The sequence below is a fragment of the Actinomyces sp. 594 genome, from assembly GCF_019325145.1.
GTDB lineage: Bacteria > Actinomycetota > Actinomycetes > Actinomycetales > Actinomycetaceae > Actinomyces.
In genome coordinates this window covers 1-16,662 of sequence record NZ_PIZC01000047.1, presented here as the reverse complement: position 1 = coordinate 16,662, position 16,662 = coordinate 1, and the positions used below count along the sequence as shown (strand labels likewise).

Below are 16,662 nucleotides of genomic sequence, written 5' to 3'. Positions count from 1 at the left end.
ATCACAGTACCTTTCGGTGACGCGACGTACCCCTACCGTACGAACCGTCACCACCAGGTACGAATCGTCGACCAGAACGTACGAACCGTCATGCGAAGTGACGAATCGTCACCGAAAGGTACGAAGCGTTGATGCGAAGTGACGAACCGTCGCGGGAAGTGCCGAACCGTCACGCGGGGCGCACCAGCGCGCACGATCAGCCCGGTCCCCGCCCCTCGCGGCACCGCACGACCCCGCCGACCTGAGCACGGCCACCACACCGCAGCCCAGCCCGAACCTCCACACCCGCAAACCCGAAGAGCCGGACAAGCATGGTCCAGGCGGGAGGCTCGCGGGCGGCGTCGGCGATCCTTAACGCCCCGAATTCGCGTCAGTGCCGCTCGGTAGCCTGCACCCATGACTACCACGAAGTCAGTCAGGGCGCGCACCTCCTACGTGTGCACCGAATGCGGCTGGAACAGCCCCAAATGGCTCGGACAGTGCCGTGAGTGCCGCGCCTGGGGAACGCTGGAGGAATTCGTAGAGTCGGCTCCGGGTGGAGTCGGTTCCCCCGGACGCGTTCCCGCGGTGGCGACGGCCGTCCGCCCCGCCGCCTCCGCTCGTCCCATCGCGGAGGTGAGCGCGGACGAGGCCCGCGCCCGCTCCACCGGCGTGGGTGAGCTGGACCGGGTACTGGGCGGCGGCGTCGTGCCCGGCGCAGTGGTGCTGCTGGCGGGAGAGCCCGGCGTCGGTAAGTCCACGCTGCTGCTGGACGTTGCAGCCAAGGCGGCCGCCGCCTCCCGCGAGCGCGGGCAGGGGCCGGTGCTGTATGTGACCGGGGAGGAATCAGCCAGCCAGGTGCGGCTGCGTGCCGAGCGCATCGGCGCCATCGATCCAGCGCTGCTGCTAGCGGCCGAGACCGAGCTCGGGGCGCTGCTCGGGCACGTGCGGGACGCCACCCCGTCCCTGCTGATCGTCGACTCGATTCAGACCATCGCCTCCGCCCAAGTAGAGGGCGGAGCGGGCGGGGTCACCCAGGTGCGGGCGGTGACGAGCGCCCTCATCCAGGTGGCCAAGGAGCGCGCCATTCCGGTACTGCTGGTCGGGCACGTGACCAAGGACGGCGGCATCGCGGGGCCACGGGTGCTGGAGCACCTGGTAGATGTCGTCTGCCAGTTCGAGGGCGACCGCCACGCCCGGCTCCGGTTACTGCGGGCGGTGAAGAACCGCTATGGCCCCACCGATGAGGTCGGCTGCTTCGACCTGGGCGAGCGCGGCATTGTCGGCCTGGCCGACCCCTCGGGCCTGTTCCTGTCGGCGGCGCGCAGCGAGGTGCCGGGCACATGCGCCACGGTGACGCTAGAAGGGCGCCGCCCCATGCCGGTGGAGATCCAGGCGCTGGTGGCCGGAACCGCCGCAGGCTCGCCACGCCGCACCACTTCCGGGGTGGACCACTCCCGGGTGGCGATGGCGCTGGCCGTGCTGGCGGCTCGTCTGAGGCTGGATACGTCGAGTACGGACGTGTACGTGTCCACCGTGGGCGGGGCGCGGGCAGTCGAGCCGGCCACGGACCTGGCGGTGGCGATCGCGGTCGTATCCGCCGCCCGGAACCTGCCCACTCCCCCCGGGCTGGTGGCCTTCGGGGAAGTGGGGCTGACCGGAGAGGTGCGCGCCACCGTGGGCGTGCAGCGGCGGCTGGCGGAGGCGGCACGTCTCGGCTTCGACCGGGCTATTGTGCCCCTGGCAGGCTCCCAGGAGCTGCGGGGCGTCGACGGCGTCCACATCCTTCCGGTGGCGCATCTCAGTGAGGCCGTCGGAGCCGCCCTGCCACGCAGCTGAGACCACCAGCCGGGGCGGGGCCGCTTGCAGGATGCAAGTGGTGCCGCGCTCAGCGCGACCTGTGTCACGGCGGCTGGCCGCCCCGGCGGTTAGCATGATGCGGCACCGGTCCGGCGCCTGCACCAGTGGGCGCGCCCGGACCATTCTCAGGAGAGACCCATGACCGACACCCCAGTCAACCTGCTGCGCGAGACGCTCGCGCTCGTCGCCCCCGGCACCGTCCTGCGCGACGGGCTGGAGCGCATTCTGCGGGGGCGCACCGGGGCCATCATCGTGCTCGGCTTCGACGAGACGGTAGAGGCGATCTCCTCGGGCGGCTTCCGGCTGGACGTCGAGCTGACCGCCGCCCAGCTGCGCGAGCTGGCCAAGATGGACGGCGCCGTGATCGTGGACCGCGCCAATAACCGCATCCGCCGCGCCAACGTGCAGCTGCTGCCCAACGCCTCCATCGAGACCGCCGAGGCGGGCATGCGCCACCGCACCGCCGAGCGCGTCGCCCGGCAGACCGGCCACCCGGTGATCTCGGTGAGCCAGTCGATGCGAATCATCTCCCTGTACGTGGACGGGCGCCGGCACGTGATCGAGCCGAGCGAGGCGATCCTGGCACGCGCCAACCAGGCACTGGCCACCCTGGAGCGCTACAAGGCGCGGCTGGACAAGATCTCCGGCGGCCTGGACGCCCTGGAGATTGAGGACCTGGTCACGGTCCGCGATGTCACCGCCGTACTACAGCTCCTGGAAATGGTGAGTCGCATCGGCTCCGACATCGACGGCTACGTGGTCGAGCTGGGCACCGACGGGCGGCTGCTCGCCCTGCAGGTGGAGGAGCTGACCCGCGGGCTCATGGCCGAGCGCGACTTCCTACTGTCCGACTACCTGCCACAGGGGCTGGACACCACCACGGTGGACGCACGCCTGAAATGGGTGGGCTCCCCCGCCCTGCTGGACCTGGCCATGGTGGCCCGCTCCATGGGCCTCGGCGGCGCCGACGGGCAGGACCTAGACGCCGCCGTCTCACCCCGGGGGCTGCGGATCCTCGCCAAGATTCCACGACTACCGCTAGTCACAGCGCGCGCCGTGGTAGACAACTGGGGCTCGCTGCAGGCCGTGCTGGGGGCAACCGTAGAGGAGCTGCAGGCGATCGACGGCGTCAGCGCGCGCCAGGCCCGCACCCTGCGCGACGGCCTGTCCCGCCTGGCCGAGGTATCCATCGCCGACCGCTACGCGTGAGCGCGCGGTGCGTCTCAGCACCGAAGCGGATACCCATGCTTCCCCATGCTGTGGGCGCCTGCTGCGGCCAGTCACCAACCTGAGCGCCCGCCCCGCCCCAGGGCGTACCGATAAGCCAGGAGCACCGGTCATTCGATAACGAAGACATGGTCCTCGGTCAGGTCGGCACCGTCCAGCTGGATGCGTACCCGGTAAGTACCTGCGGAGGCAGCGTCTCCGGCTGCGGACGCAGGCGACTGCCCCGCAGCGTCCTCCGCATCCTGCGCGTCCTGCGTCTCCTGCGCCTCTCCGCTCCCGGCGCCGTCGCTGCCCTCGGCAGTCGCCTCGGCCGTAGCGGTCTCGGTAGCCTCCGCAGATGCCTCGCCCGTAGCCGCATCGGTGGCCGTCGGCGTCGCGGTGCCTGACGCCGTGGCGGCAGGAGCGCACTGCGACGAGGCCACATTGCCGTCCCAGATGATGGTGGCGGCAGCGGCATCGCCCGGAGCCACAAGCAGGCGCCGGCTAGTGGGGGTGAAGGGGCAGACCGTCGACTGCCAGACCGTCTGCCCCCCAGAGGTGATGAGGGCGCCGACGTGCTCGCCACCCAGGTCCAGCAGGCAGGCCTCTGAGCCGTTGTTGTTGACCGTCACGTTCAGCGTCATGGAACTGCCGCTGGAAATCGAGTCCGGCGACGTGAATGTGACGTCCAGGTCGCCCGCGGCACAGTCCCCGGGGATGGCGTAGGTAGTGGCCACATGCGCGGCAGCGGCATCGTCCTGCGCCCGGATCGTGTTACGCGCCCAGACGGCAGCAGACAGAATTCCGCCGGAGATCCCGGCCAGCAGCGCAACGCCGATAAGCAGTGCCACCAGGCGGCGCAGCCAGTAGCGCGGCCGCTGCGGACGAGCCTGGCGGCGGCTGTCGGCAAGCCTGCGCCCCCGGCCCCGCCCGCCCGGGTATCCGGCACCCGGCCTTGCTGCGGAGCGATTACCCCTGCCACGGCCGCCCCGCTCTAACGGGCTGCCGACGCCGGAGCGCGAGCGCGCCGCCGAGCGGGCGGTCTGCCCTCGGCCGGTACGGGCCGTGCGCGCAGGGCGGGCGCCCGGACGACCATCCTGGGTGGTCACGGTACGCTGTGCGCGCGCCCGCCCGCGAGGCGCCTGCCTGGAGGCCGCAGGGGAGGAACCCGAACGGGAACCGCCGCCACTAGGCGTTCCTGAGCGGCCACTGCCCGAGCGGGGCGGCCTGGCACCGGAGGACCTGGAACCACTGCCTGCCGACGGCGTCCGCCTGGAACCTCCGGAGCGGCCGGACTGAGCGCGACCTCCCGTGCCGCGGCCGCGACCACCACCGCGGGAGCCGTCGCCCCTGTTCCGTCCCTGCGCCATAAGGCCGACTGTACCGGCGCCAGCCCCTCTCCCCGGTCACCGCCCCGCCCGGCGCGGCCGCACTGCGACCCCAGTAACCGGTGGCGGGACGGCCCGCCGCCTGAACGCGAGCGACATCCCCCGCCTCCCCCGTACAGCTCACCTCACCGAGCAGCTCCTGCGGGCGTCCCCTCAGTCGTCCAGCTCCAGCAGCATGCGGGTATTGCCCAGGGTGTTGGGCTTGGCGCGGGCCAGGTCGAGGAACTCGGCGACGCCGTCGTCGTGGCTGCGCAGCATCTCCACGAAGATGTCCGTGCCCACGGGGGTGCCCTGAATCTCCTTGAACCCATGGGCGGCGAAGAAGTCCACCTCGAAGGTCAGGCAGAATACGCGCCGCAGCCCCAGGGCCCGGGCACGGTCCAGCAGGTTGTTCAAGATCGCGTGGCCGACGCCGTGGTGCAGGTGGTCGCGGCGCACCGCCAGCGTGCGCACCTCCGCGATGTCATCCCACATGACGTGCAGGGCGCCGCAACCGATCAGGCCGGACTCCTGCGCGCCGTCGAGCCTGCCCGCTCCCTCCGCGACGGTGAACTCCTGGATGTCCTCGAAGTAGTTGATCAGGTCCTTGCCGATCAGGATGCGCCGCTCCGCGTACGGGCGCACGAGTTCAGCGATGGCACGCGCATCGGCGGGACGCGCCGGGCGCAGCACGGTACGGAAGGCGGCGTCCTTGAAGCGCTCGGGCAGCCGAGTGGTGAGGTCGGGCGCGGCCACGGGCACCGGCTGTGATGGCGCCGACGGCGCCGCGGGCGGCCGCGCCGACGGGCCGCCGCCCGCACCCGCCTCCAACCCGCTCGTGCCGCGTGGCTCACCGCGGTCGGCGCTGGACGTGTTGCGCATGCGGCCCATACTCACGCTTCTCCTTCCGTGCGGCCAGTGCCAGCACTGCGCGTGCGGTCGCGTCATCAACCACCAGGTCGGTGGCCACGCGCGCCCGCAGCGCCGCCAGCAGGGCGCGCGCCTTGCCGACACCCGCCACCACACACAGTCTGCGGGGTATTCGCGACAGCTGCGCCGGGGTCGGGCCGGTGGCCCGCCCATTGAGGGCGACATCACGCCAGGTACCGTCCTGGCGCAGCATGACGGTGCACACGTCACCGACGACGCCGTCGAGCCGCAGCAGCTCCCGGTCCTTCTCCGTCAGGTGCCCGCCGCTGTACACCTGGCTGGGCAGCGCCGCATTGGGGTCCAGTGAGCCGACGCCGAACACCGCCAGGGTGGCGCGGTCCGCCAGTGCGAGCACGCGCCGCACCGAGCGCTCGGACCACATGGCCTCACGGGTGGCGGCGTGATCGAAGAACGCCGGCACCGGAAAGGCCACTGCCCGCGCGCCAAGCCGTTCAGCGAAATCGGCCAGCACCTCCCCCACATTGGGGCCGTCCCCCTCGGGGGCCGTGGCGCCGTTTAGTTGCACGACCGTCAGTCCCGGCACGCGCCGCCGGGGCAGCGCGGCACACACCTCCGACATGGTGGTGCCCCAGGCCGTTCCCAGCACCCCGTTCTCCGGGGCGAGCATCGCCAATTCCTCCGCCGCCACGGCGGCAACCTGCTCCAAGCGGTGAATCTCCGTGGTGCCCTCGCGCACCGGCACGATTCGGGCGGAGACACCAAAGGTGTCCCGCAGGGCCGCCTCCAGCGTGCCGGCACCCCCTGGGGCGGTCAGGGTGATACGGACAATGCCGTCGGCGCGCGCCCGCGCCAGCAGCCGCGAGACCGTGGAACGCGACACGCCCAGGTGGCGGGCGATCACGTCCATGGTCTCCCCCTGCACGTAATACATCGAGGCCGCCTCGTAGCAGCGCCCCAGGGAAATCGGGCCCGCGGCCCCAGATGTCATGCTCGCCCCTCTCCGGGAAGACTCCGCACATTCACCCATTAGTGCTGCACATTATCGCACACGGGCTCCGGCCCGCACAGGTGCGTGGTTCCGCCGCACCCCCGCAGGGCGCTACGGAACCACGCACCTGTGCCCGGCCGACGGCTACGCCCGGGAGCCACGCTCCGGCTTAGGCTCGATGCCGGCCAGGCGGGACAGGCCGTAGGCGGCGTGCAGCACCCAGATCGGGTGGACCGTCTTGACGCCGCTGGACTGCTCGATCTGCCAGCGGCAGGTCTCGGTGTCGCACACGGCCAGGTTCGGGTTGACCTCGCGCACGATGTCGAACAGGGGCCCTCCGACCGCCTGGGCGATGTCGTACTTCTCCTTCTTCAGCCCGTAGGTGCCGGCTATGCCGCAGCAGGCCCGGCCGGACTCGACCACGTGGAAGCCCGGCACCAGTTCCATGAGCTCGATCGCCGGCATACCCATGTTCTGCCCCTTGAGCTGGCAGGGGGCGTGGTAGGCGACCGTGGCGTCGATGCGGCGGAACTGGTGCGGCAGCTCACCGGCATCGTCCAGGTCACGCAGGAACTCCGACAGCTCCACGGTCCGCGGGGAGACATCAGCGAGGGCCTCGGCCTCCACACCCATGATCTCGTGGGCCTCGTGCTTGAGCATGCCGGCGCAGGAGCCGGAGGAGGACACGATCGTCAGGTCCTTCCCGGCGGCTGCCAGCTGCTCACACAGCTTGACCACGTTGGCCGAGGCCTGCCCGTACAGGCCGTTGGACTGGGCGGCCAGGCCGCAGCAGCCCTGCTTGGGCACGATCACCTCATAGCCGATGTGCTCAAGCACCTCGATGGCGCGCTTGGAGGTCTCCACCTCGAAGTAGCCGCCGGCACAGCCGTGGAAGAACACGACCGGCCCGCGCGAGCCGGCCGGCACCAGCGTGTGCTCCCGCTTGGTGCGACGGCGCAGCCAGCCGGCCAGTGACTGCGGCTGCGCGTGCGGCATGGGGGCGTCGCGGTGCACGCCGACCGTCTTCTCCATGACCACACGGATGGGCTTGTTGGCCAGGGCGGCGTTGGCCAGCGGCGCGATGGGGGTCATCACCTTGCCCATGAGGGTGGTCTGCGTGATCAGCCGGTCGCGCACGGGCACGGCACTGTTCTGCGCGCGCATGACGGCGCGGGCCTGGTTGTTCAGCTCCGCGATCTTCACTCCCTGCGGGCACACCCTGGTGCAGGTGCCGCAGGAGGAGCAGTAGTCGATGGAGTGGTCCACGCTCTGACCGTTGCGGTAGCGCTCGGCCTGCGGGCCGACGAACTTCGGCCCGGGGAAGAGCTCGGTGACCTCCATGACCGGACACATCGTCTCGCAGATGGTGCACTTGACGCAGCAGTCCAGGCTGGCGCGGGCCAGCGAGTGGGCAGCGGTCTCGACGGCGGCGGCGCCGCTCCTCACGCGCTCCCCACCCTTGCCGGGCAGCGGCAGGTCCCAACGCTGGGCCAGGGTGTCGACGTCGAACATCAGTCCTGCTCCTTGCTCTTCGCGGGCCCGGTGGCCCGTCCGGTTGCGGCGTCCGCCTCCAGGGCGGCGGTGTTGTTGGAAGGTGAGTGCCCCAGCTCAGCCAGGACGGCGTCGCAGGCGGCCTCGGCCGAGCCCAGCGCTATGCCCTCCCCGGACTTCTCACTCCAGCGCACCGCACCGGCCAGCACTCCGCCGGCGGCGTGGACTCCCGCCAGAGCCGCAGTCCCATCGGGGCCCAGCGGCCGCATCTGCGCATCGACCGCTACCCCGACGCGGAACAGACCCTGCGGGGCGCCCCAGTAGTCGCGGTGGATCAGCCGGCGCAGGTTCTCCTCGCCGTCGGCGCCGGCACCAGCCAGCGGCAGGCCCAGCACCGTGTCGGTGACCCGCCCGTAGGAGTCCATGGTCAGGGCCCCGGACTCGAAGCCGCCCGCAGCCAGGACGAAGGCGGCGGCGCGGTGCTCGCGGGGACGTCCGGCAGCAGCACTGGTGACCGACACCAGCCGACCGCGCTCCACGCGCGCATCCACGACCCGCGCGCCCATGACCACGCGCACGCGCTCGGCGGAGGCGAGCCGGTCCAGCCGGTGCTCCAGGCGCAGTCCGGGTACCGACGGCGGCACCAGGGGAATCTCCCCGACGGGCGCGCCCAGGCGCGCGGCAAGCTCCTGGAAGACACCCGGGTGGTCCAGCCCGAGCACGGCCGGCAGCAGCACGGTCTCACCGTCGCGCACCTTGCCGGCCAGCAGCCGCACCAGCCGCTCAACCCCGGCGGGCTCATCCAGGGCGCGGGCGTGCCCGACGGCATTAGTGTCGTTCTCGCCCGCGCGGGCCTCGAAGTCGACCGTGAGGGCACGCGCCTGCACGCGACCGCCCCCCGGCAGCTCGGCGCGGTTCAGGTTCCCGGCCACCATGTCTGCGGTGAGGTCCTTGAGCCGGGTCAGGCCGACGACCAGGTAGCGGCCGCCGTCGCGCAGCACGGATGCCGCCATGGAGGGCTGGACCAGCAGCGTGGGGCGCACGGCCCCCAGCGCAGTGGGCAGCCACAGGTTCGCGGGCCCCTCACCGCTGCTCGCGGTGGCACCGTCTTCACCCGTGCCGGTACCGCCGGCAGTCCCGTCCGGCCGGGCGGTGAGCAGCTCGGGGCCGACCAGCGCGGCGAAGCGGTCCACGCCGGCCGCGGTGGCCCGCCGACCGATCACCCGGTAGGGGTGCCCCTCGGGCAGCAGGTCGGAGGCGTCGATGGCCGCGTAGGGGTGGGTGATACTGCGGCGCGCGGAGCGTGCCTCCGCGTCCGCGCCGGCCCCGGGGCCGGCCGGACCGGCGGCACCGCCGAGCCGCCCCAGCACGTCAATGGTTCCCGGGGACAGGGCCAGTCCGCCCATGCCCTTGGTGACCAGGGTGACGCTGGCTCCGGCCCGCCGTAGCCGCAGGGCCGCGGCGTAGCCGGCGATTCCGGCACCGATGACAACGACGTCGCTGCTCATGCGCGCGCCTCCTGCTTGTCTGAGGTGGCGGCGCGCTTGGCGCCGGCCGGGGCCGCTGCGGCGAGCCGGGGCGCGCCGGCCAGGGTGGCCAGGGCCCGGGCCAGTTCGTCGGGCTGCTGCTCGCCGTCCTCGGCGTTCTCGATCGGGGTGGCCGCGGCGGCTGGAGGGGGCGCGGCCGGCAGGTCCTCGACGTCCAGGCTCCCCTGCAGCATCCAGAAGTCCAGTGCCGCCTCGCGCACCTGCTCGCCGTGCAGGATCGGCCACAGCCCGATCCAGCGGTGCCGCAGGAAGGTGCGTAGCAGCTCCGTGGCCGCCGCGGCGTCGGCCCGGCCCTGGCAGGCCTGCACGCCGGCTACCCGGGCGGCACAGAACCCTCCTTGGCACGGCCCCATGCCGATGCGCAGCTGGCGGCGCAGGTCGTCGAAGGACGCGTCGGGCTGCTCTTCCATCAGGTCCGTGAGCATCTTGCGGGTGACCAGCTCGCACTCGCAGATGACCTGGTTGTCCAGCCGGTCCTGCTCGCGGTCGGCCAGGCGGTGGGTGACGCGGTAGTTGCGTCCGTGCTCGGAGCCGGGAACCGCCTCGGTGTCGGTGGTGCAGGGACGGTCCGTGCCCAGCTCGGCGCATACGGCGTCGACGGTGTTCTTGGCCATCAGCCGGTAGGTGGTGAGCTTGCCTCCGGCCACGGTGATCAGGCCGGCCAGGCCCTCGGCCTCGCTGTGGCGCAGCACGGTCATGCCGCGGCTCATGTGGCGGGTGTCGGTGCCGGCCACGCGCTTGTCGCGCACCAGCGGGCGAGCGCCCGCCCACGCGTGCACCAGGCGCGCCTGCCGGAAGCCGGGGATGAGTACCTCGCCGGCGTCGAGCATCTGGGCGACCTCTTCGCGGGGAATCGGAATATGGTCGGGATCGGGGATGCGGCTGTCGGTGGTGCCGATGATGGACACCGTGTGGTCGGGGACGAGGATGTCGCCGTCGGCGGGGTAGACGCAGCGATTGATGACGTGGTTCACGACGCGGTGATTGACGGCGATCATGATGCCGGCGCCTGCCACGATCTCCACCGCCTCCGAGCCGGCCATCGCGGCCAGGCGCCCGCCCCAGGGACCGGCGGCGTTGACGACCATGGCGCAGGAGATGGTCAGGTCCTCGCCGGTCTTGAGCCCGTGGGCGCGCACGGCGACGACGCGCCGGTCGCCTCCCTCACCCTCAACCACCAGGCCGGTGACCTCGTGGTAGGTCAGCACCTGCGCGCCGTGGGCACGGGCCGAGCGGGCGGCGCCCCACACCATCTGCCAGCCGTCCACGGCGGCGTCGTTCACTGCGAAGGCGCGCTTGATGCCCGGGTTCAGCCGCGGCTCCATCCGCAGCGCCTCGGACAGGCTCAGCTCCTCACAGGCGACGCCGGTGGCCTGCGCGCCGATGAGGAACTGGTCGGAGAAGTCCAGGTCGTCCTCGGGGGTGACGACGAACATGCCACCCGTGCGCTCGATGGCGTCGGCGTGGATGCGGGAGACGATGGCGTTCTCCTCGGCGCACTCGCGCGCGGACCTGGGGTCGGACACGACGTAGCGGCCCCCGGAGTGCAGCAGCCCGTGGAAGCGGCCCGAGGTGCCCTGGGCCAGGTCGGCGCGCTCCAGGAGCACCACGCTCATGCCGCGCATGGCGGCATCCCGCGCGACGCCGACGCCGGTGGCTCCGCCGCCGACGACGACCACGTCGGCAGTCATGGCTCTCACTGGGGACCTCCTCGTCCGTCTTGTCCAGGCGGTTGCCTTGACTCATGCCTGTGCGGCGCGTTCCTGCCCGCGCCCGGCTTCATGCCTACACGCCTCCGAGAGCTCGTGCACGCCTGGTGCGCAAACGTTCACCTCCAGACACGATTCTTCGCACCTATTCCCTGGCGCGATCACCCAAAAGGGGACTTATCCCCGGAATTCAGAGGATTCTCCGACTTAGTCACGCCTAATTGGCACGTAACAGAGCCGACGCCGGGGTGCGAGCACCCGTGTGACCTCGAGTACTTTCGGACCTGTTCGGGCGCGGCCAGGACTGCGCCCGTTCCTTCGTGCAATGCGAACGGCTGCACGCCGCTCGCCCTACGCATCGAGCACGCTGTCGTGCAGAAAGTGAGCAGGCCATGAGTCTCGCCCAGATCTTCCTCTCGGAGTTCTTCGGGACGTTAATCCTCATCCTCTTCGGTGCCGGCGTCTGCGCCGCCGTCAACCTCCCCAAGTCCAAGGCGCAAGGATCCGGCTGGATTGTGATCGCCTTCGGCTGGGGCCTGGCGGTATTCATGGGCGTCTACGCCGCCTACGCCACCGGCGGCCACCTGAACCCGGCAGTCACCATCGGCCTGGCCGTGGCCGGCAAGGACCTGGCGGCGGGTGTCCCTGCCACCGCCGCGAACATCTGCATCTACATCCTCGCCCAGATGCTGGGCGCCATCGTCGGCGCCGTATGCGCCTGGCTCGCCTACAAGAAGCACTTCGATGAGGAGGCGCCCGCGGACGCCAAGCTCGGCTGCTTCTCAACCGGCCCCGGCATCCGCTCCTACGGCTGGAACGTAGTCACCGAGGCCATCGCCACCTTCACCCTGGTCGCCTGGGTCATCTACAACGGCAAGTCCCCCTCGGAGCTGGGCCCGCTGGCCGTGGCCTTCGTGATCGTGGCCATCGGCCTGTCGCTCGGTGGCCCCACCGGCTACGCCATCAACCCCGCCCGCGACCTGGGCCCGCGCATCGCCTACGCAATCCTGCCGATCCGCGGCAAGGGCTCAGCTGACTGGGCCTACGCCTGGGTGCCGGTAGTCGGCCCCCTCATCGGCGCCGTCGTCGCCGGGCTGCTGATCCCCAACATGGCCGGGCTGTTCTGACGCCCGCGCCGCCGTCACAACGAAGTGAAACCGAGAAGTGAACAGAAAGGACTGTCCATGACCGAGGTATCCGAGACCGAGAAGTACGTCCTGGCGATCGACCAGGGCACCACCTCCTCCCGGGCGATCGTCTTCAACCACTCCGGCCAGGTCGTATCCATCGGCCAGCAGGAGTTCACCCAGATCTTCCCCAACCCCGGCTGGGTTGAGCACGACCCGGTGGAGATCTGGGAGTCGGTGCGCGCCGTCGTCGCCGAGGCCCTGCAGAAGGCGGAGATCAACCGCCACTCGCTCGCCGCCGTCGGCATCACCAACCAGCGCGAGACCACCATCGTGTGGGACAGGCACACCGGCGAGCCGATCTACAACGCCATCGTCTGGCAGGACACCCGCACCGCCGCCATCGCCCGGGAGATCGCCGCCGGCGACCCGCTGGGCACCGAGCGCTACCGCCAGATCACCGGTGAGAACATCTCCACCTACCCCTCGGCCACCAAGGTGAAGTGGATCCTGGACAACGTGCCCGGGGCCCGCGAGAAGGCGGAGGCCGGGGACCTGCTGTTCGGCACGCCCGACACCTGGGTGGTGTGGAACCTGACCGGCGGCGTCAACGGCGGCGTGCACGTCACCGACGTCACCAACGCCTCCCGCACGCTGCTGATGGACGTGCGCACCCTGCAGTGGCGCGAGGACATCTGCGCGGACTTCGGCATCCCGATGTCGATGCTCCCCCAGATCAAGTCCTCCTCCGAGGTCTACGGCTACGGCCGCAAGAACGGCCTGCTGATCGACACCCCGATCTCCGGCATCCTCGGCGACCAGCAGGCGGCCACCTTCGGCCAGGCCTGCTTCGAGGTCGGCACCGCGAAGAACACCTACGGTACCGGCTGCTTCATGCTGATGAACACCGGGGAGGAGCCCGTCTTCTCGAAGAACGGCCTGCTGACCACGGTGCTGTACCAGCTCGGAGACGCCAAGCCGGTCTACGCGCTGGAGGGGTCCATCGCGGTGGCGGGCTCCCTGGTGCAGTGGCTGCGCGACAACCTCGGCATGATCGAGAAGTCCAGCGACATCCAGGCTCTGGCGCGCACGGTGGAGGACAACGGCGGGGTGTACTTCGTGCCCGCCTTCTCCGGGCTGTTCGCCCCCTACTGGCGCGACGATGCCCGGGGCGCGATCGTGGGCCTGACCCGTTACGCCACCAAGGGGCACATCGCCCGCGCCGTGGAGGAGTCCACCGCCTTCCAGTCCGCCGAGCTGCTCGACGCGATCAACGCCGACGCCGGCGTGCCGCTCAAAGAGCTCAAGGTCGACGGCGGCATGACTAACGACGACCTGGTCATGCAGTTCCAGGCCGACCTGTGCGGCGTCGACGTAATCCAGCCCGTGGTGGCCGAGACCACCGCGCTGGGCGCCGCCTACGCCGCCGGCATCGCGGTGGGCTTCTGGAACGGCACCGAGGACGTCGTGGCCAACTGGCAGGAGGGCAAGCGCTGGACCCCGTCCATGGACGCCGCCGAGCGCGACCGCACCTACCGGCTGTGGAAGAAGGCCGTCACCCGCACCCTCGACTGGGTCGACGACGACGTGAAGTGAGCGCCGGCGTCGGGACCGCCCCGTGAGGCCCCACGGGCCACGCATCCCGGCCCGACGCGCGCGCCCCGAGACCGGCTGGGGCCCGGCACCACTGCGGTGCCGGGCCCCAGCGCCTACCCGGCAGCAGGCGGTGCCGAATAAGGTTTCCCAACCTTCATGTGACGAGAGCGATTTGATGTGATAATTCAGTGGTCGCTGTCGTCTCGCGGCCTCACCACGAAGCCGGCGGACTTCGGCACCGTCGTCGCCACCCCTCCCGGAACAGCTCATGACACTCACAGCTCCACTGCTCGCCACGGCCTTCACGCCCTCGACGACCGCCGTCGGCGGCAATGTCTTCCTCACCGCGATCATCGGACTGCTGCCGCTGATCGCGTTCTTCGTACTCATGGGGGCCTTCAAGGTCGCCACGCACTGGTGCGCGATCATCGCCCTGGCACTGTCCGCCGTGATCGCCGTCGCGGCCTTCCACATGCCAGTGGGAATGACGGCACTATCGGCCACGCAAGGCCTGGCCATGGGCTTCGTGCCGATCATCTACATCATCATCGCCGCCGTCTGGCTGTACAACCTGACCGAGACCTCCGGCCGCAGCCAGGACCTCAAGGCCGTGTTCAACGCCATCGGCAAGGGCGACCAGCGCGCCCAGGCCCTGATCGTCGCCTTCTGCTTCTGCGGCCTGCTGGAGGGCCTGGCCGGCTTCGGCGCCCCGGTAGCCATCACCGCCGCCATGCTGGTGACGCTGGGGGTGCCCAAGCTCAAGGCGGCGATCGCCACCATCGTGGGCAACGGCATCTACGTCGGCTTCGGCGCCATGTCCATCCCGGTGACCACCGCCGGGAACCTCGGCGGCCAGGACCCGGTGTCCGTCGCGCAGAACATGGGCCACCTGACCTCGCTTATCTGCCTGCTGGTTCCCTTCCTGCTGCTGTTCATCCTCGACGGCGCCCGTGGGGTGCGCCAGCTGTGGCCGCTGGCCCTGGTGGCCGGGATCGCGGCCGGCATCGGCCACTTCACTACCCCGAGCCTCTCCTACGAGCTGACCTCGGTGGTGGGCGCCCTGCTGGCCTTTGCCGCCTGCTACCTGTTCCTGCTGGCCTGGACGCCAAGCACGCCCAGCGAGTACCACTCAGAAATCGCTGCCGCAGACAAGCCCAACCGTGAGCGCGTCATCCTGGCGCTGCTGCCCTACGTGCTGGTGGTGGTCATCATCGCCATCACCAAGCTGTGGAAGCTCGGCGTGGACCTGTCCGCCGTCCTGTCCGGCACCGACATCAAGATCCAGTGGCCGGGCGTGTACGGCAACCTGCTCACCGCCGACGGTGAGGCCTCCACCTCCGCCATCTACAACCTGCAGACGCTATCCAACCCGGGCACCTGGATCCTGCTTACGGCGGTGATCGTCTGCATCGTCTACGGCACCCGCTCCTCGGGGGGACGCTTCCAGACCTCCATCGGCGCCATGTTCGCAGTACTGCCGCGCACCATCTACACCCTGCGCATGTCCATCCTCACCATCGCCTCCGTGATGGCGCTGGCCTACGTCATGAACTTCTCCGGCCAGACCACGGCTGTCGGTGCCGCCCTGGCCACCACCGGTGCCGCCTTCGCCTTCCTCTCCCCCGTGCTCGGCTGGATCGGCACGGCGGTGGCGGGCTCGGCCACCAGCGCCGGGGCACTGTTCGCCAACCTGCAGGCCACCGCCGCCGCGCAGGCAAACCTGGACCCGCGCATCCTGCTGGCCGCCAACACCATCGGCGGTGGCCTGGGCAAGATCGTCTCCCCGCAGAACCTGGCGGTGGTCACCACCGCCGTGGACGCCCCCGGCACCGACGCGGAGATCCTCAAGAAGGCCGCCCCCTACTCCCTCGGCCTGCTGCTGGTGCTGTGCTGCCTGGTGCTGGCCGCCTCCCAGGGCTGGCTGGGCGCCTACATGCCGGCGTGACGGTGGCGCCGACGAGGTCGACCGGGGGCCGTTTGTCGGATACGGCCGCTTCCTCCCCGGTAACTCCGCGTTCGCGGTGGCCTCGGGAGGTGGGGGCCGTAGCCGGGCTCCCATGGTCGTACTCGGGCTGGCGGGTGTGCGGCCGACTCCCGAGGTGCGGACTTCTCAGCGCACTGGCTGTCTGCATGGCTCTTCTTCTTGCAGCCTGCTCGGTTACTCCTCTCCTGGGTCGGGACGCCCAGCCGGACAGCACGCAGGATGCGCGTTTCGCCGAATTCACGCAGTACGTTCCCGACCCACTGACCGTCCAGACCTCCCTGGACTCGGTCACCAGCCGTATGCCGGCCATGGGCGCCACAGGCGTGCACTTCGTCGGGCAGTACCGGGTCAACAAGGGCGAGTGGCCGCTGCCGGAACCCGATCGCCCCTACTGGTTCCACGCCGTCGTCGAAGTCGACCAGGCCACCAGCCGGGCTTTGGGCGACGCCGCGACTAGCACGCCCGACCTGCTGCCGCCGATCCACCCCGACCTGCGCCAGTACGTCCCCCGGGACTGCACCTTCGTCACCGTCCCGGAGTCCGACGCGAACCGGATTCTTGACACCGAGAACGCCGACCTCGTGGGCGGCTCGGAGCGGTTCACCGTGGATGAGCTGGCACTGTCCACCGACTGCGACCTCGTCGTCATGGTCGGCACCGGGCACTACTCCTGACGGCGTAACACCATGCTCAAGGCGGGGCTCGTAGTGGGGTGGCATTCCCGTAGGGGTCCCTTAAGCGGCGGGAAGACGCTTCGTACCCTGACCCGACGGTTCGTACTTTCCGGTGGACGCTTCGTACCCCGAGCCGACGGTTCGTACCCTAAAGTGCCTGTGCTGTCTCCACACTTCTGGGACGGTTGAGTCTCATGACTTCTGGGACGGTTGAGTCTCATGGGTTTTGGGACGGTTGGGAGC

The 16,662-nt window shown here is 70.5% G+C and carries 12 protein-coding genes; 6 read left to right on the top strand and 6 right to left on the bottom strand.

From position 1 onward, the window contains the following. Positions 1 to 396: 396 nt before the first annotated feature. Positions 397 to 1,818, top strand: coding sequence for a DNA repair protein RadA (radA, locus tag GZ998_RS07855; protein WP_162680042.1), 1,422 nt, complete (start codon positions 397 to 399; stop codon positions 1,816 to 1,818). 159 nt (positions 1,819 to 1,977) lie between these two features. Beyond that, the gene (gene disA / locus GZ998_RS07850) at positions 1,978 to 3,048 is read left to right on the top strand and encodes a DNA integrity scanning diadenylate cyclase DisA (protein WP_219109526.1); all 1,071 of its coding nucleotides are present in this window, start codon (positions 1,978 to 1,980) and stop codon (positions 3,046 to 3,048) included. Positions 3,049 to 3,176: 128 nt separating this feature from the next. Here disA and GZ998_RS07845 read toward each other — a convergent pair whose 3' ends face one another. The 6 genes from GZ998_RS07845 to glpA all read right to left on the bottom strand — a co-directional run bounded on the left by GZ998_RS07845 (position 3,177) and on the right by glpA (position 11,029). Further along, positions 3,177 to 3,896 (bottom strand): hypothetical protein, encoded by a 720-nt coding sequence (locus GZ998_RS07845; RefSeq protein ID WP_219109525.1) that lies wholly within the window; start codon positions 3,894 to 3,896, stop codon positions 3,177 to 3,179. Between the two features lie 690 nt (positions 3,897 to 4,586). After that, entirely contained in the window at positions 4,587 to 5,294 is a 708-nt protein-coding gene (locus tag GZ998_RS07840; RefSeq protein WP_162680039.1) for an amino-acid N-acetyltransferase, read from the bottom strand. Next, positions 5,263 to 6,291 (bottom strand): sugar-binding transcriptional regulator, encoded by a 1,029-nt coding sequence (locus GZ998_RS07835; protein ID WP_162680038.1) that lies wholly within the window; start codon positions 6,289 to 6,291, stop codon positions 5,263 to 5,265. Before GZ998_RS07835 ends, GZ998_RS07840 begins: the two co-directional genes overlap by 32 nt. A 144-nt stretch (positions 6,292 to 6,435) precedes the next feature. Then, positions 6,436 to 7,803 carry an anaerobic glycerol-3-phosphate dehydrogenase subunit C gene (locus GZ998_RS07830; RefSeq protein ID WP_219109524.1) on the bottom strand — a complete coding sequence of 456 codons (1,368 nt, stop codon included), beginning with the start codon at positions 7,801 to 7,803 and terminating at the stop codon, positions 6,436 to 6,438. Then, positions 7,803 to 9,290, bottom strand: a complete 1,488-nt coding sequence (gene glpB / locus GZ998_RS07825) for a glycerol-3-phosphate dehydrogenase subunit GlpB (protein ID WP_219109523.1) — start codon at positions 9,288 to 9,290, stop codon at positions 7,803 to 7,805. The genes GZ998_RS07830 and glpB overlap by 1 nt, the downstream gene beginning before the upstream one ends. Continuing rightward, entirely contained in the window at positions 9,287 to 11,029 is a 1,743-nt protein-coding gene (glpA, locus tag GZ998_RS07820) for an anaerobic glycerol-3-phosphate dehydrogenase subunit GlpA (protein ID WP_219109522.1), read from the bottom strand. Before glpA ends, glpB begins: the two co-directional genes overlap by 4 nt. Before the next feature lie 401 nt (positions 11,030 to 11,430). Here glpA and GZ998_RS07815 point away from each other — a divergent pair, with 401 nt between their 5' ends. From GZ998_RS07815 to GZ998_RS07800, 4 genes are all read left to right on the top strand, one after another. Beyond that, positions 11,431 to 12,165: an MIP/aquaporin family protein gene (locus tag GZ998_RS07815; protein ID WP_161924852.1), complete on the top strand. Its 735-nt coding sequence runs from the start codon at positions 11,431 to 11,433 to the stop codon at positions 12,163 to 12,165. 57 nt (positions 12,166 to 12,222) lie between these two features. Then, a complete protein-coding gene (gene glpK, locus GZ998_RS07810; protein WP_219109521.1) occupies positions 12,223 to 13,761 on the top strand; it encodes a glycerol kinase GlpK in 1,539 nt (512 codons plus the stop codon). Between the two features lie 268 nt (positions 13,762 to 14,029). Then, complete coding sequence (locus tag GZ998_RS07805; RefSeq protein WP_219109520.1) at positions 14,030 to 15,706, top strand: L-lactate permease; 1,677 nt, start codon at positions 14,030 to 14,032, stop codon at positions 15,704 to 15,706. A 185-nt stretch (positions 15,707 to 15,891) separates the two neighbouring features. After that, entirely contained in the window at positions 15,892 to 16,419 is a 528-nt protein-coding gene (locus GZ998_RS07800) for a hypothetical protein (RefSeq protein WP_219109519.1), read from the top strand. Positions 16,420 to 16,662 lie beyond the last annotated feature (243 nt).

Excerpts from the sequence above, each read along its gene's own strand:
- glpB (WP_219109523.1), bottom strand. The coding sequence starts at position 9,290 with ATGAGCAGCGACGTCGTTGTCATCGGTGCCGGAATCGCCGGCTACGCC.
- GZ998_RS07830 (WP_219109524.1), bottom strand. The coding sequence starts at position 7,803 with ATGTTCGACGTCGACACCCTGGCCCAGCGTTGGGACCTGCCGCTGCCC.
- glpK (WP_219109521.1), top strand. The coding sequence starts at position 12,223 with ATGACCGAGGTATCCGAGACCGAGAAGTACGTCCTGGCGATCGACCAG.
- GZ998_RS07840 (WP_162680039.1), bottom strand. The coding sequence starts at position 5,294 with ATGCGCAACACGTCCAGCGCCGACCGCGGTGAGCCACGCGGCACGAGC.
- GZ998_RS07805 (WP_219109520.1), top strand. The coding sequence starts at position 14,030 with ATGACACTCACAGCTCCACTGCTCGCCACGGCCTTCACGCCCTCGACG.
- radA (WP_162680042.1), top strand. The coding sequence starts at position 397 with ATGACTACCACGAAGTCAGTCAGGGCGCGCACCTCCTACGTGTGCACC.
- GZ998_RS07800 (WP_219109519.1), top strand. The coding sequence starts at position 15,892 with ATGGCTCTTCTTCTTGCAGCCTGCTCGGTTACTCCTCTCCTGGGTCGG.
- disA (WP_219109526.1), top strand. The coding sequence starts at position 1,978 with ATGACCGACACCCCAGTCAACCTGCTGCGCGAGACGCTCGCGCTCGTC.
- GZ998_RS07815 (WP_161924852.1), top strand. The coding sequence starts at position 11,431 with ATGAGTCTCGCCCAGATCTTCCTCTCGGAGTTCTTCGGGACGTTAATC.
- GZ998_RS07835 (WP_162680038.1), bottom strand. The coding sequence starts at position 6,291 with ATGACATCTGGGGCCGCGGGCCCGATTTCCCTGGGGCGCTGCTACGAG.